A 14,490-nucleotide genomic window follows, 5' to 3' on the forward strand; every position below is an offset into this window, starting at 1 on the left:
GCCCCACCCCGTAAGGACCCCTGGCGGCGTACGTCGGGGATGCACAAGGTCCGGCGGCGCCGACAGATGGCCGTGGTGCGCGAGCTGTGGACGGCCCGCGACAAGATCGCGCAGCGCCGCGATGTCTCGCCGGGCAAGGTGCTGGGCGACGCGGCCATCGTCGAGGCCGCGCTGGCCCTGCCGACGACCGCGCGCGCCCTGGGCGCGCTGGGCGGCTTCGGCCACCGTATGGGCCGCCGTCAGCTGGAGCAGTGGCAGGCCGCGGTGGACCGGGCGCGGGCCCTGCCCGAGTCGGAGCTCCCCCAGCCGGGCCAGCCGGTGGCCGGCCCGCCGCCCCCGCGCGCCTGGGCCGACAAGGACCCGGTCGCGGCGGCCCGGCTCTCGGCGGCCCGTACGGCGGTGACCGGCCTGGCCGAGCAGCTGAATCTGCCGCAGGAGAACCTGATCGCCCCGGACACGGTGCGAAGGCTGTGCTGGGAGCCCCCGGCCGAGGTGACCGCCGAGTCCGTCGCGGCCGTCCTGCACGGCTACGGCGCCCGCCCCTGGCAGATCGAGCAGACCACCCCGATCCTCCTGACGGCCCTGGGGACGACGGCCTGAGGCGACGCGCGTGGACGAGGAGGGCGAATTCCCGGGTGTGACGTTCGCCCTTCCCGGAGCGGGGGCTGGGCACCATGGTTACTCATAAGTAGCATGAGGCCATGGCGCGCCCCTTGCCGGGCGTGCCCGCAGCAGTGCCACCCCGCGCACCTGGAGGAGAGCCAACGTGCCTCGTACCGCTAGGGACGTCGTCTTCGTCGACGGCGTCCGGACCCCGTTCGGCAAGGCGGGTCCCAAGGGCATCTACCACGAGACCCGCGCCGACGACCTGGTCGTCAAGTGCATCCGGGAGCTGCTGCGCCGCAACCCGGACCTGCCGCCGGAGCGCATCGACGAGGTGGCCGTGGCCGCGACCACGCAGATCGGCGACCAGGGCCTGACCATCGGCCGCACCGCGGGCATCCTGGCCGGGCTGCCCCAGTCGGTGCCCGGCTACGCCATCGACCGGATGTGCGCCGGTGCGATGACCGCCGTGACGACGACCGCCGGCTCCATCGCCTTCGGCGCGTACGACATCGTCGTCGCGGCCGGGGTGGAGCACATGGGCCGCCACCCGATGGGCGAGGGCGTCGACCCGAACCCGCGGTTCGTCTCGGAGAAGCTGGTCGACGAGTCGGCCCTCTTCATGGGCATGACGGCGGAAAACCTCCACGACCGGCTGCCGCACATCACCAAGCAGCGCGCCGACGAGTACGCGGTGCGCAGCCAGGAGAAGGCCGCCAAGGCGTACGCCAACGGCAAGATCCAGCCAGATCTGGTACCGATCTCGGTGCGGCGCACCAGCCCTGAAGGCGGCGAGCTGGGCTGGGGCCTGGCGACCGCGGACGAGCCGATGCGCCCCGGCACCACGCTGGAGGGCCTGGCCACGCTCAAGACCCCGTTCCGCCCGCACGGCCGGATCACCGCGGGCAACTCCGCGGGGCTCAACGACGGCGCGACCGCCTCGCTGGTCGCCGCCGAGGATGTGGCCCGGGAGCTGGGCCTGCCGGTGAAGATGCGGCTGGTCAGCTACGCCTTCGCGGGTGTCGAGCCGGAGGTGATGGGCTACGGCCCGATCCCGTCGACCAAGAAGGCCCTCGCCAAGGCGGGGCTGACGATCGAGGACATCGGCCTCTTCGAGATCAACGAGGCCTTCGCCGTACAGGTCCTGTCCTTCCTGGACCACTACGGCATCGACGACGACGATCCGCGCGTCAACCAGTACGGCGGCGCGATCGCCTTCGGGCACCCGCTCGCCTCCTCCGGGGTGCGGCTGATGACGCAGCTGGCCCGGCAGTTCGAGGAGCAGCCCGAGGTCCGCTACGGCATCACCACCATGTGCATCGGCTTCGGCATGGGCGGCACCGTTATCTGGGAGAACCCGCACTTCGAGGGGGACAAGTGACCACTACCGAAGAGCTTCTGCGGGGAGCGGCCGAGCTGTTCCCGGACGAGGTCGTGACGCAGGCGTACGTCCGCCATCTGGACCTGCCGCAGGGCGCTGGCCGGTTCGCCCTGATCACCCTCGACAACGGGCTGGACCACACCAAGCCCACCACCTTCGGCCCGGCCTCGCTGGCGAATCTGAACGCCGCGCTCGACCAGGTCGAGAAGGAGGCCACCGAGGGCGAGATCGTCGGCGTCGGCGTCACCGGCAAGCCGTTCATCTTCGCCGTCGGCGCCGACCTCAAGGGCGTCGAGCTGCTGAAGCGCCACGAGGACGCGCTGGCCATCGGCAAGGGCGGCCACGACGTCTTCAGGCGGCTGGCGGACCTGGCCGTGCCCACCTTCGCGTACTACAACGGCGCGGCGATGGGCGGCGGCGTCGAGGTCGGCCTGCACTGCTCCTACCGCACCGTCTCGGCCGCGCTGCCCGCCTTCTCGCTGCCCGAGGTCTTCCTGGGCCTGGTCCCCGGCTGGGGCGGCTGCACCCTGCTGCCGAACCTGATCGGCGCCGACCGCGCGGTCACGGTGATCATCGAGAACTCGCTCAACCAGAACCGGCAGCTCAAGGGCAAGCAGGTCTACGAGCTCGGGATCGCCGACGCGATCTTCGAGGGCGCGGACTTCCTGGAGCAGTCCCTGATCTGGACCGCGTCCGTGCTGAGCGGCCAGACCGAGGTGGTACGTCCCGACGTGGACCGCGGCGAGGCGTGGGACGCGGCCGTCGAACGCGGCCGGGCCATCGCCGACAGCAAGGTGCACGAGGCGGCCCCGGCCGCGTACCGGGCGCTGGACATCATCGCCGCCGCCAAGAACGGCGACCTGGGCCAGGGCTTCGACTCCGAGGACGGCGCCCTCGCCGACCTGATCATGGGCGGTGAGCTGCGCAGCGGCATCTACGCCTTCAACCTGGTCCAGAAGCGCGCCAAGCGCCCGGCCGGGGCCCCGGACAAGTCCCTGGCCCGCCCGGTCTCCAAGGTGGGCGTGGTCGGCGCGGGTCTGATGGCCTCGCAGCTGGCGCTGCTGTTCGCGCGCCGCCTCGAGGTGCCGGTCGTACTGACCGACATCGACCAGGAGCGGGTCGACAAGGGCGTGGGCTATGTCCACGGCGAGATCGACAAGCTGCTGCTCAAGGGCCGTCTCAACCAGGACAAGGCCAACCGCCTCAAGGCCGCGGTGACCGGCTCGCTCGACAAGGCCGCGGCCTTCTCCGACGCCGACTTCGTCATCGAGGCCGTCTTCGAGGAGATGGGCGTCAAGCAGCAGGTGTTCGCCGAGGTCGAGGCGGTGGTGCCGGAGCACGCCATCCTGGCCACCAACACCTCCTCGCTGTCGGTGAGCGAGATGGCGGCCAAGCTTCAGCACCCCGAGCGGGTCGTCGGCTTCCACTTCTTCAACCCGGTCGCGATCCTGCCGCTGCTGGAGATCGTCCGCGGCGAGAAGACCGACGACGCCTCGCTGGCCACCGCCTTCGGCGTGGCCAAGAAGCTCAAGAAGACGGCCGTCCTGGTCAAGGACGCCCCGGCGTTCGTCGTCAACCGGATCCTGACCCGCTTCATGGGCGAGATCCAGAACGTCATCGACGAGGGCACCCCGGTCGACGTCGCCGAGCGCGCCGTCGAGCCGCTGGGCCTGCCGATGTCCCCGCTGGTGCTGCTGGAGCTGGTCGGCCCGGCGATCGGCCTGCATGTCTCGGAGACCCTGCACCGGGCGTTCCCGGACCGGTTCACGGTCTCGGAGAACCTGCGGCGCGTGGTCGAGGCGGGCAAGCGCGGCTTCTATGTCCACGACTCCGGTAAGCCGGAGCTGGACCCGGAGGTCGCCGCGCTTCTGGAGCAGGGCGACTCGGTCCTGACGGAGGAGCAGGTGCGCACGCGCGTCCTGGACGTGGTCGCGCAGGAGATCGGCCTGATGCTGGACGAGGGCGTCGTCGCCGAGGCGCAGGACATCGACCTGTGCCTGATCACCGGCGCCGGCTGGCCCTTCCACCTGGGCGGCATCACGCCGTACCTGGACCGCGAGGGCGTCTCGGAGCGGGTGGTCGGCCGCCGCTTCCTGGCCCCGGGCGTGGCGAGCGTCCCGGCGTAGTCGCGTGGTATCCCGAGTGCCGGACGGGCTGGGGGCCCGTCCGGCACTCGCGTGTTCAACTGCTTCGGTCTCGTCAGCCATGCGCGCGAGGTAGCCACTCCCGTCCTCGTCCGTCACGAGGTAGCAAGGCTGCCCGCTCGGGCCGGACCACGGAAGCAGACGAGAGCGTGCGCTCACCGGACCGCCGCCTCCGGCGTTCTCTGATGTCGTATGCGTGGAGCACAGGACGGGCGACAGCAAGAACCCGCAGGGCCCGGCGTTGGTCTTCTCGCGGGACGGCTGGTCATCGTTTGTCTCCGCGGTCAAACGCGGGGCGTTTCCCGCCACCTGACGGCAACGCCAGGTCCTTGCCCGCGTCCGGTGCAGGAACTCACGGACGGCCGGTTCCCCGTGCCAGGGGACGAGGGCGGGCGGCGCTCAGAGTGACACCGATCCAACACGCCCAGCCGATCGGCTGCAGCGCCCAGTAACTGATGATCCGGTACAGGAATGTGGCGGCGATCGCCTGCCCGGGTTGCAGGCCGTAGGCGACGAGCAGCGCGGACAGGCTCGCCTCGACGATGCCCAGGCTGCCGGGGGTCAGGCGCAGGCTGCCTGTGATCTGTGTGAGTGTGTACGCGAGCAACAGCCCGTGCCAGGGCACACCGATACCCAGCGCCCACAGCCCGGCCGCCAGACACGCGGCATCGGCCACCCAGTTGAGCAGGGCGAGCGCGAACGGCCACAGCCACGACAGGAATCCAGGCCGCACGCCGCGGGCCTGACCGGCCAGGCGAACCAGTGCTTCCTCGGCCCGCCGGACCCGACTGGACCGCTCACCGGTGTGCGTCCACGCGCGTCGTACCGCACGACGGAAGCCCGCGAAGCGGGACAGGCCAAGGACCACCAGACCGAACGTGAGTGCCAACACCAGCACGCCCACCGCCGGGCGAGCAACGGCGCCGGGCCCGGCCGAGCCGGCCGCGAGCGAACCGATCACGAGCAGGACAAATAGGCTCAGCACCGCGAGCGCGCCCCCGGCCACCAGCACAGCGGCCGCGAGCACCTGCTCCACTCCCCGGCGTGACAGCTGCCGGAACACCCAGGCGGCCGAGAAGGCCGCCCCGCCCGGCAGCGCGCCGGCCACGGCGTTGGCTGCAGCGGCGATGGCCGTCATCCGCCTCATGCCCCAGCGCACACCGCCCGCCCGCAGCAGCCACCGCTGCACGGCGGCGAAGCACACAATGGACAACGCCTCGAACCCCACGGAGACCGCCAGCTCGGGCAGACGCACCCGAGCGATCAGGTGGTACGCCTCCGCCAGTTCCCGCCGCCGGAAGACGGCGACCACGGCCGCGGCCACAACGATGAGTCCGGTACCCAGCCACCGTGTCCAGCCCGGCACCCGGCCGGGCCGCACGAAGGGCCCTGGCGCCACCTCGCCGTTCCCGGCCTCGGACCCAGGTTGTGGCATGGCTCGTCACCTTCGAAAATCCGCGCGGGACTGCGGGAGTCCGGCGACGCCGACGAACCCATCGGACACGCGCCGGCCCTGGACCGCGATCGCCGTGGGACCGGCCCGGTGGGAGGGCAGGTCCTGGCGGCATTCCCGCAACTCGGAACTCCTGCCCTGCCGCTCACCCGGGCGGCCCCGCCCGCCACCGTAGCGCCCCTGGCAGGGCATCCGAAGGCGCCACTCTCTACGGTATCCAGGGCCCCGCGACAGCTCACCGACGCCGTGCGGCGCGACCGCTGGATGCGCCAGTGCCACAGCCCTGGCATGGCACTGCGGCGTCCGCGCGTAGCACAGGGCGGCGCGCAGCTGCTGGCTCGACCGCTACTCGCCGATGTCGATTCGCCCAGTGAAAGCCTCCCTGCGGCGGTCCGCCGCCACCTCTAGCGGCGCGGCCCCGACCGCCGCCCTTCACCAGCCTCGCCGCCGGGGCGCAGGCCGTTGACCAGCAATCCCAGCAAGTGCTCAGCCTGTTCTTCCGGTACCTGCTCGCGCATCCAGGCGGCGGCGTTCATCAGCGCGTGTACATCCGCCGCCGTGACGTCACCGCGGACCGCGCCCGTCTCACGGGCGGCGGTCAGCAAGGCCTCCGTGATCGCGGCCATTCGCCCACACGCCTCGTGGAGCTCCGACGCCTCGTCGTCGAGGCTCTCCATCAGCAGTGCGGCAAGCCCCCGGTACGCCGCTGCGTGCACCGCGACGGCGCCCATCCACTCCCCGAGGGCGTCCAATGCCGAGGCCCGCTCCGGTAGTTCGCCGCCGAACTCGAAGAGTGCCGCGTGCCGTTCGCGCAGCAGGGCCGCAGACAGCGCCCGCCGGTTCGGGAAGTGCCCGTACAGGGTCCCGATCGCGACTCCGGACTGACGGGCGATCCCTTCGAGCGATGCCCCGGTGCCCTGCTCGCGGAACGCTTCGTCGGCCGCCGCCAGGATGCGCTCGCGGTTCCGTTGCGCGTCACCGCGCGGTCGTCGCGTTCGAGTGCCGCTCATCCATCCGCCCCTTGCCAAGTCGAGGGTGCCTCGACATATTATTCCGAGGCCCCCTCACTTTAGGCGAAGGGGATCACATGATCTTGGTCACCGGGGCCACCGGATCCATCGGCAAGCATCTGGTCCGGCAACTCCAGGAACTCCAGGCACCGTTCAAAGCACTTGTCCGTGATGCCGACAAGGGTCGTACGCTCGGCTGCCCGTACGTCGTCGGAGACTTCGACGACCCCGACTCGATCGCCGCGGCACTCACCGCCGTCGACCAGGTCCTGCTCAACGGCGCAGGCGCGGTCCCCACCGCCGACGGGGCGCCGCAGCCCATGATCTCCCAGCAGAAGACCGTCATCGACGCGGCCGGGCGCGCCGGTGTAGGGAAGATCGTCAAGGTCTCGGTCTGGCACGCTCACCAGGGCGGCAAACTCGCGGAGGGCGCGCACTGGGATATCGAGCAGCACCTGAAGGCATCCGGCATCGAGTGGACGCTCCTCCAGCCCAGCGGTTTCATGCAGAATTTCTTCACCGGAGCGGGCACCTTCAGCGACGACGGGAGCCTCATCGCGCCCGCGACCGACGCGCCCATCTCGTACATCGACTGCCATGACATCGCCGCGTGTGCGGCCGTCCTGCTGACCCAATCCGTGGGCGCGGGCCGGACTTACGTCCTGACAGGCCCGGAAGCGCTCACGATGACCGAGATCGCCGGGCACCTCTCCGGCGCCCTCGACAAGCCCGTCGAGGTTGTCAGCCTGAACCGGGATGAGATGGAGGTACGGCTCAGGGCGCAGGGTCTCCCCGCACCATTCGCCGCCGACGTCGCCCACCTCTGGGCCGAAGTCGGAACCGGTTCCCTGGCGGCGACAACGCACGAGGTCAAGAACCTGACCGGCCGCGAACCGCGCATGTTCGCCGAGTTCCTGACCGCCAACCAGGCCGCCTTCCGCTGAGTCGCGAGCCCACAGGGCTACTCCGCCGCATCCTGCGGATCGTCCGATCTGTCCGCCCCGCCCGGCCCCACGAAGCGGACGCTCACGGCTCCCGCACAGACCGGGGACCGCGCGATCACATTCGGCAACAGGACTGCTTCTCAGACCTGCCCCGCCCAGAGGCGACGGCCGTCGGCCTGGATGTGCACCGTCGGGCGAGTACTCCTGAAAGCCCCAGGCGGAGGCGTTCTCGTCGGCCTCGAAGGCCCTGGCCTGAACGTACGCGATCCTGACCTTCACCGTCGTCGCCCGGGTCGAGGGGCGTGGCGAGCGTCCCGGCGTAGCGCGTCGTTCCCCGAGTGCCGGACGGGCTGCCCGCCCGTCCGGCACGCGCGTGTTCACCCTCCCGCAGTGCGGAAGGCGCCGATGTACTGGCGGGCGTTGGGGGCGGGGGCGGCCGTGAGGCGGTTCAGCCATTCCGCCCGGGTGCTCGGTGAGTGGTCGCCGTCCAGGATGGCCACGGTCAGCGCCGGCAGGGTCACCCCCTCGGCCCAGAGCTCCTGCCACTGCTCGTAGCGCAGCGACAGATGCCGCAGCCGGCGCAGGCCGCCGAGCACGGTGATGTCCCGCACCGTGGCCTGCGACAGGTCGAGGCCGTTCAGTTGGCCGGCCGTCAGCAGCGGTGTGAGGTCCACCGCATGAGGTGCCTTCAGCGTCAGGGTCCGCAGCGTGGCATGGCCGGCCAGGGGCGAGAAGTCGAGCGCGCGCAGATCCAGGTCCAGCGTCCTGACGGGGACGTCGTTCAGCGGCGCCAGGTCGGCGGAACCGCAGAGCAGGCGGGCCTGGCGCAGAAGCGGGGCGTTGCGGACGGCCGCGAGGTCGAGGTCGCCGTTGGCCGTCGCGTCGAGAGTCAGGGTGTGTTCGTCGATGTCGGCGTCGTCCAGGGTGCCGCGCACATGGCACGCGCCGTCATGGTCGTCCTCCTGCCCCATGCCGCCCAGATCGATCCTCAGCCAGCCGTCCTCGTCGGTGAAGCGGCCCTGCCGCAGCGCCTCGACGTGCCCGCGCAGCAGTGAGGTCACGGAGTCGGCGACGTACTCGGCGTACGGGCGGCGGGTGCCGATCCGGATGACCTGGCCCGGTCTGCCGTTCTCCGCGGGATCCAGGTCGACCGCGAGATAGTCGAGGCTGCTGCCGTACGCGAACGGGATCCAGCCCGGACGGTCGTGCGAGCGGCGCACGGCCGCGTGCGGACCGCTGCCGGAGACGGCCCCGTCGATCCAGGCGTTCTCGTGGATGTCCACCGTCCACCAGCGGTTGACCAGGTGGTCTTCCAGGGCCGAAACCGTGAACCACTCGAAGCCGTCCAGGAGCCCGAGGTCGCCGTCCCCGTCGGCGACCTCGTACAGCGCGCGCAGGTCCGCGGGGAGTGCCGTGCCGTACTCCCGCGCCAGCGAGGCGAAGCGGTCCGCGCGTTCGGGGTCGGAGGCGGGCAGCGTCTCCTCGTCACCGAGGGCGTCCGCGCGCAGGCGGAGGTAGTCGTGCAGCAGGCGGCGGGCCTCGGCGGGATCTCCGGCTTCGGTCGGGTCGTCCGGGCCCTCGGGCACGTCACCCGGGTCGCCGCACGGGCCACCGGGCCTGCCGAGAACATGGACGATCTGGTTCGGGCGGTGGCTTCCGCGGGCGCCCGGGGCGGTGAGCGCTTCGAACCAGCCCGCGGCGTGGACGTCCAGTTCGACGGCCGTGGCCTCGTCCGGCAGGGACCGCTCCAGGGCATGGATCGGCGGGCGGAGGGCCTTGAGGTCCACGTTGAGATCGCGCTCTGTGCCCTGTGTCGCGGTGTACGAGACGTCGGTCCCGCCCTCCTCCTCGTCACCGCCGACGAACGTGATGAGTCGGGCGCGCCGCCAGTCCTTCGCCCGCTGCGCCCCCTGGGACGCGACGGCGGTGGCGAGCCGTCGCAGGGACTCCGTCACCTCGGCATCCTGACCGTTGTCCGCGGCGCGCGCGGAGGTCAGGGAGGCGAAGCGTTCATGGTCCCGCAGCCCGGCCAGATCCGGGTCGGGAAGGATCTCCCCGGCGAGCGAGGGCCGGAGCCGGATCGCCTCCTCCAGCGCGTCGAACGCCCCCTCGGTGTCACCGAGCAGCGTGCGCACATAGCCCAGGTAGTACTGCAGGGTGGCATCACCGGGGTGGATGGCGACGGCCTCGGCGAGGACGCCGGCCGCGTCGGCGGAGCGTCCTCGCTTGGCGAGCGCCAGCCCCCGTACGCCCCACCCGTACGGATCGTCCGGGTCCTCCAGCGTGGCCCGCTCCCATGCCTCCAGCGCGCGCTCCGCATCGCCGGCGAGCTGGTGCATGGTCCCCTGCAGGCAGCGGGCGAGGCCGGTGACGCCGCCTCCGGCCGCCGCGGCCCGGTCCAGCGCGGCCAGGGCCTCATCGGTGTCCACGCTTCTGAGCAGCCAGGCGCGCCACAGCTCCGGGACCGCCGGATCCGCTCCGGCGGCCAGGGCCCGGTCCAGTGCGGTGAGCGTGAGGTGCGGGAAGTCCGCGTCGAGGGCGGCGAAGGCGACGTCCAGCCAGCACGTGCCGTCGCGGGGCGCGGCGAGCGCGGCGGCGACGGCCTGCGGCAGCGGGGCGGACGCCGGGCGGGGCAGCCGCTCCTTGTGGAACCCGGAGGTGCGGAGGGGGACCCCGAACCTTCGGGTGAACACCGCCGTGCGCACGAACAGGGGCATCAGCACCTTGTCCGTGAGCGTACGCCCGGTCACGGCGGACGGCAGACCGGCGATGACGTCGAGCAGTTCGTCGAGCCGGTCGACCGGGCCGTCGAACACACCCGCGGGGTCGGCGGCCCCCCTGACGTCGAGCACGAGGTTCTGGGTGAAGCTCCCGCCCGCACCGCGTATCTCCAGGCGGAGGGTTTCCGGCGCGCCGTCGTTCTCGGCGGGTTCGAGGGCACAGTGCCACTCGGTCCCGTCCGTGCCCGTGCGTTCCATGGCGCCTTCGGCGTTCTTCGTCCATCCCGACCTCGCCAGCGCCTGTCCCAACCGCTTCTCACGCCGCGTCCGCTCATCCGTCACCGCATATCCCCCTCGTCGCTGTGGTCGTTCGGTGCTCCGATGGCCTGGACCCTGGCGAGTTCGGGCGTGCGCGTTTCAGACCTGGTCCGCCCAGACGAGACGGCCGTTGGCCTGGATGTGCAACGTCGGTGAGTGCTCCCGGTATCCCCACGCGGAGGCGTTCGGCTCGGCCACCCAGGCCCTGGCCTGGAATGCCTGGGCGGCGACGAGGGGTGCGGCGCAGCCGTCGAGCGGGCTGGTCACAGTGGCACCGGCCGGGACGGTGACGTCGTGCGCGGTGCCCCACGGCGCGGGGCAGTCGTGCTGGGCCCCGGCCTGGACGTAGGCGATCCTGGCCTTCACCGTGGCCGCCCGGGTCGAGGAGTTGCTGAGCTGGACGACGAAGGACAGGGAGTCCTTGCCGACTTTGGTGCAGGGCCGCCATGACACGGCGCCCACCGCCCGTACAGGGCCGCAGCGGTGATTTCCTTTCAGGTCCGCCATCTGCGCGACATCCCCGCCGCCCGATGCCCCGTCCCCTTCCGAGGCGCCGCTGCGTAGCGCCATGGTGCCGGTGATCAGCCCCACGGCAATCGCCGTCGCCACGGCGAATTGCCATCCACGCCGCTTCGGAAGAGCATGCGTGGCGGTGTTCGCTTCAGAAGCCGCGTGCGTTGCGACGGTGACCGCGGGGGCGAGACAGGCGAGGACTTCATCCCTCCAGCCGGGACCGGCCTCCTCTTTCAACCGCCGTGCGAGGTCCCCGATTTCGACGCCGATCTTCGGCAGCTCTTGAGCGCTGCGCGGCGCCTTTTGTGAGAGCGCGCGGGCGACTGCTTCGCAGTCCTCTTGGCTGGGGAGTCGATTCTTCTTGCTTCCGGGCAGCAATTGATCGCGGCCTTTGAGCCAGTACGACAGCAGAGGCAGGTCGATTCTCTTACGGCTCCGACCGGCGCGCTCGAACTCCAGGCGCTCTCTCTCCAGTTCCGCGACCAGACCGGCGCGGGTGGGGCGCCGCGCGGTGTCGGTCACCTGGCCGACCGTGGCCGCCCATGCGTCGAGGGCTTGGACCAAGGCGTGCGCCAAGTCCCTGAAGAGCTCGGTCGGTTCCTCCATGAACACCCCCCGCAGTGAATGCCATTAACCATAGAACACCGCTTCATCGCGGGCCAGTCAGCGGCGGCCGAGCCGGTTCCGGTTGCACCGCAACGCAAAGGTCCGCAGGTCAGGGCGGTGCACATGGCAGTGCAACGAGCCACCCCGTTGCACCACGTGCCCACCCTCCCGGACCGGTGCACGGTGGTCTCCGGCGGCGCGGTTCGCACCGCCGACCACCCCCGGGCCCGAACGGAAGGACCTCCACCATGTGCCGGCGATGCAAGGGCGACGGTAAGTGCACAACCTGCGGCGGCTCCGGATATCGCGGCGTATGGAAGTGCGACAGCTGCCGCGGCAGCGGCGACTGCAAGGCCTGCGACGGCCGCGGCTAGCCCTTCCCACTCACGCACAACTAAAAAGCTTGGAGATTTCATGATGTACGACGACGCACTGCTGGAAAAGCTCGTCAGCCGGGCTGACGACGAAGACTGCGAAACCTCGCTCCCCATCACCATCATGGTGGGCGGCGTCATCATCACCGGCGCCATTCTCCCCCGCGATGAATGGCTCAGGCAGCACATGAGCCTGCTGTCCGAGAAGAGTTCGCTGACCGCATTCGCCAAGGATTTCGCCGCGGATATGCTGCGCCACGAGCCCGAGACCACCCATATACATCTGACCTGGGCGCGGATCGTCACCGGCGGCCCCGCCGTGCCCATCGACGATTACGGGCTTCTGCGGGTGCCGCTGTCCGAGGTGGGCGCCTGGACCATCGGCGATCTGAACCCCATCGGCTGAGCGACGAGAATGCGCAAACTATCGATCACGGCCGGCGTTGCGCTGCTCTTAGCCGCGACGTTCGCGGGCATCTACGCCTACTGGAGCGGCAGAACCGAAACCGACACCTCGGCGGAGAAACCTCCGGCGCAGGAGCTGACATACGAACCCGGCGGCCCGGTCCCGGCCGCGGCCGCCCGGGTCGCACGGGGCCTGGTGGCCGCGGACGGGAAAACACAGCGAGTAGCGCTCGCGCCCGAGTTGGAGCGAACCCTGCCCGAGGGACGCCTCACCGCCAAGGGCGCGAAGCTCCACGTCAAGGACGGCACCTGGCATGAGGAGGGCGGCATCGCCAACGCCCAAGCCACCCTGGAGGAGCCGGGAAAGCCGGCGCAGCGGGTGCTGCTGGGGTTCACCCGGAGCGGCGGGGCCTGGCGGATCATCCTCGCGGAGGTCATGCCATGACCCTCGCCGCCCGCTGCCGCGCCCTCGCCCTCTCCGCCACCCTGATGCTCCTGCTCACCCTGCTCGGGGCAGTGCCCACCGCTGCCGCGCAGCGCAGTTGCGTCGGCGGCGGGCTCCAGCAGGTCCCCGAGAAGGAGACCATCGCGAACTCGATGCCCGTCCTCTTCGTCCACGGCATCAACGCGGGCGCCGACACCTGGGACGGGCCGGGAGCCGACGAGGAGAAATGGTTTCCCCGGCAGGTCGCGAACCTGCACAACATCACCGCGTGGACCTTCGACTACACGCCGGCCCAGCCGGCATGGGTCACGGACCCGCGCATCGGCCCCGCGCTGCGGACCGCGATCGACTGCCTCGCCGACGCCTCCGGCCACAAAGTCATGGTCGTGGCCCACTCGATGGGCGGCCTGGCCACGCAGTACGCCGTCTCGCTGCCCAGTCGCACATCCGACGGCAAGGCATGGCAGAAAGTGGCCGAGGTGATCACCATCGGGACTCCCTTCCGGGGCACTCCCGTGGTCACTGGCGCGGACTTCCTGGTTCCGGGCCCCGCGAGGTCAATGGAAGACCTGCTCCTGAAGCAGGAGCTGTCCTTATGCCGCGGCTACGCCGGAGGCGGGCTGCTCGCCACGTGCCAGACCCTTGATGTGCTCCGCTCGCCGCAGAGCCTGGCTCTTCGGACCGACTCACCGCAGATCAGGAAGTTGCCGCCCTGGCCCAAGGCACTGCCCGTCCGTGCCATGGCCGGAGACATCCGGCTGCGCCTCGACTTGCTGGGGCTCGGGCCGTCCTCGGGGACGCTCTCCCTGGGCGACATCGCGGTGCCTCGCTCCTCGGCCACCGCGTACCACAACAAGTCCGGCGCCCCCTACGTCCTCACCTGCGTCGCGCGCACCTTCACACAGGTGATCTCCAACGACTGCACCCACACCAGCGTCAAGACCGCGCCGAAGATCGTGTCCGCGGTGGCCGACCGGGCGAAGGCCCTCCAGCGGAAACAGGCGACACCTGAACTCGCCTACGCCACCGCCGACAGCGTCAACGTGTGGACCAACGGCAGCAAGAAGAAGCTCGCCCCCGTCCCCAGCGGATACCGCGTACGGCAGCTCGCCTGGTCGTCCGACGGCAACTCCCTCGCCTGGCTCGCCGAGCGGCGCGACGGCACGGGCCGGAAGGTGTTCCAGGTGCGCCGGGCCCGGGGACAGCCCTTCGTCACCCCCCGTGTCCGTACCTGGGAGTGCCCCGACTGCTCGACGATCGCCTTCCGCGAGAACCAGCTGGTCTCCGACGGCGTCCCGGACCCGAACCGGCCGAAGCTGTGGAGCTATCCGCCCCAGGGCGGCGCGCGGCGGGCGCTGCCGGTGACGGGCCTGCCCTCGCCGGACGAGTGTTTCAGCCCGACGTACTGCGGCCGCCTACAGCTCCTCGGCGCCGCACCCCGCGGCGAGTTGACCGTCTCGTACTTCGACTCCGGTGGCGGCAACTTCCCCGGCGTGGGCGCGTTCTACCAGGTCTCGCGCGAGGGCACGGCCCGGTCCGTCCAGTCGTTCTACGGCAGTGGGCTCGGGCCCGAG

The 14,490-nt window shown here is 71.0% G+C and carries 11 protein-coding genes and 1 pseudogene; 8 read left to right on the forward strand and 4 right to left on the reverse strand.

What is annotated here, in order from left to right:
- From CCN51_RS42645 to CCN51_RS60350, 4 genes and pseudogenes are all read left to right on the forward strand, one after another.
- The coding region (locus tag CCN51_RS42645) for a ribonuclease D (protein ID WP_211303302.1) at nt 1–600 on the forward strand (600 nt) is incomplete at its 5' end.
- A gap of 166 nt (nt 601–766) precedes the next feature.
- Nucleotides 767–1,984, forward strand: coding sequence for a thiolase family protein (locus CCN51_RS42650; RefSeq protein WP_014175688.1), 1,218 nt, complete (start codon nt 767–769; stop codon nt 1,982–1,984).
- A complete protein-coding gene (locus CCN51_RS42655; protein ID WP_014175689.1) occupies nt 1,981–4,110 on the forward strand; it encodes a 3-hydroxyacyl-CoA dehydrogenase NAD-binding domain-containing protein in 2,130 nt (709 codons plus the stop codon). The genes CCN51_RS42650 and CCN51_RS42655 overlap by 4 nt, the downstream gene beginning before the upstream one ends.
- 139 nt (nt 4,111–4,249) lie before the next feature.
- Nucleotides 4,250–4,441: pseudogene (locus tag CCN51_RS60350) on the forward strand (DUF397 domain-containing protein); the annotation flags it as partial.
- A gap of 39 nt (nt 4,442–4,480) precedes the next feature.
- On the opposite strand, the gene CCN51_RS42665 reads toward CCN51_RS60350, so the two are convergent.
- On the reverse strand, nt 4,481–5,452 hold the full coding sequence (locus CCN51_RS42665) for a lysylphosphatidylglycerol synthase transmembrane domain-containing protein (protein WP_238545352.1): 972 nt from the start codon (nt 5,450–5,452) through the stop codon (nt 4,481–4,483).
- Nucleotides 5,453–5,985: 533 nt separating this feature from the next.
- Nucleotides 5,986–6,591 (reverse strand): TetR/AcrR family transcriptional regulator, encoded by a 606-nt coding sequence (locus CCN51_RS42670; RefSeq protein WP_014175691.1) that lies wholly within the window; start codon nt 6,589–6,591, stop codon nt 5,986–5,988.
- Nucleotides 6,592–6,668: 77 nt separating this feature from the next.
- Here CCN51_RS42670 and CCN51_RS42675 point away from each other — a divergent pair, with 77 nt between their 5' ends.
- Complete coding sequence (locus tag CCN51_RS42675) at nt 6,669–7,535, forward strand: SDR family oxidoreductase (protein WP_014175692.1); 867 nt, start codon at nt 6,669–6,671, stop codon at nt 7,533–7,535.
- 377 nt (nt 7,536–7,912) lie between these two features.
- Here the strand turns inward: CCN51_RS42675 and CCN51_RS42680 are convergent, their stop codons facing one another.
- Nucleotides 7,913–10,597 carry an SMI1/KNR4 family protein gene (locus CCN51_RS42680; RefSeq protein ID WP_143676077.1) on the reverse strand — a complete coding sequence of 895 codons (2,685 nt, stop codon included), beginning with the start codon at nt 10,595–10,597 and terminating at the stop codon, nt 7,913–7,915.
- A 75-nt stretch (nt 10,598–10,672) separates the two neighbouring features.
- The gene (locus tag CCN51_RS42685) at nt 10,673–11,692 is read right to left on the reverse strand and encodes a hypothetical protein (protein WP_143676078.1); all 1,020 of its coding nucleotides are present in this window, start codon (nt 11,690–11,692) and stop codon (nt 10,673–10,675) included.
- A 414-nt stretch (nt 11,693–12,106) separates the two neighbouring features.
- Between CCN51_RS42685 and CCN51_RS42690 the strand changes: the two genes are divergently transcribed.
- The 3 genes from CCN51_RS42690 to CCN51_RS42700 all read left to right on the forward strand — a co-directional run.
- Nucleotides 12,107–12,472, forward strand: coding sequence for a hypothetical protein (locus tag CCN51_RS42690; RefSeq protein WP_014175695.1), 366 nt, complete (start codon nt 12,107–12,109; stop codon nt 12,470–12,472).
- 9 nt (nt 12,473–12,481) lie between these two features.
- On the forward strand, nt 12,482–12,916 hold the full coding sequence (locus tag CCN51_RS42695; RefSeq protein WP_014175696.1) for a hypothetical protein: 435 nt from the start codon (nt 12,482–12,484) through the stop codon (nt 12,914–12,916).
- Nucleotides 12,913–14,490: PGAP1-like alpha/beta domain-containing protein (locus CCN51_RS42700; RefSeq protein ID WP_143676079.1), on the forward strand; the 1,578-nt coding region annotated here is incomplete at its 3' end. The genes CCN51_RS42695 and CCN51_RS42700, both read left to right, overlap by 4 nt.

It is taken from the genome of Streptomyces milbemycinicus (genome assembly GCF_002154605.1).
Classification (GTDB): Bacteria; Actinomycetota; Actinomycetes; order Streptomycetales; family Streptomycetaceae; genus Streptomyces; species Streptomyces milbemycinicus.

Coding starts and splice junctions, on each gene's coding strand:
- CCN51_RS42670 (WP_014175691.1), bottom strand. CDS start 6,591: ATGAGCGGCACTCGAACGCGACGACCGCGCGGTGACGCGCAACGGAAC.
- CCN51_RS42675 (WP_014175692.1), top strand. CDS start 6,669: ATGATCTTGGTCACCGGGGCCACCGGATCCATCGGCAAGCATCTGGTC.
- CCN51_RS42685 (WP_143676078.1), bottom strand. CDS start 11,692: ATGGAGGAACCGACCGAGCTCTTCAGGGACTTGGCGCACGCCTTGGTC.
- CCN51_RS42690 (WP_014175695.1), top strand. CDS start 12,107: ATGATGTACGACGACGCACTGCTGGAAAAGCTCGTCAGCCGGGCTGAC.
- CCN51_RS42695 (WP_014175696.1), top strand. CDS start 12,482: ATGCGCAAACTATCGATCACGGCCGGCGTTGCGCTGCTCTTAGCCGCG.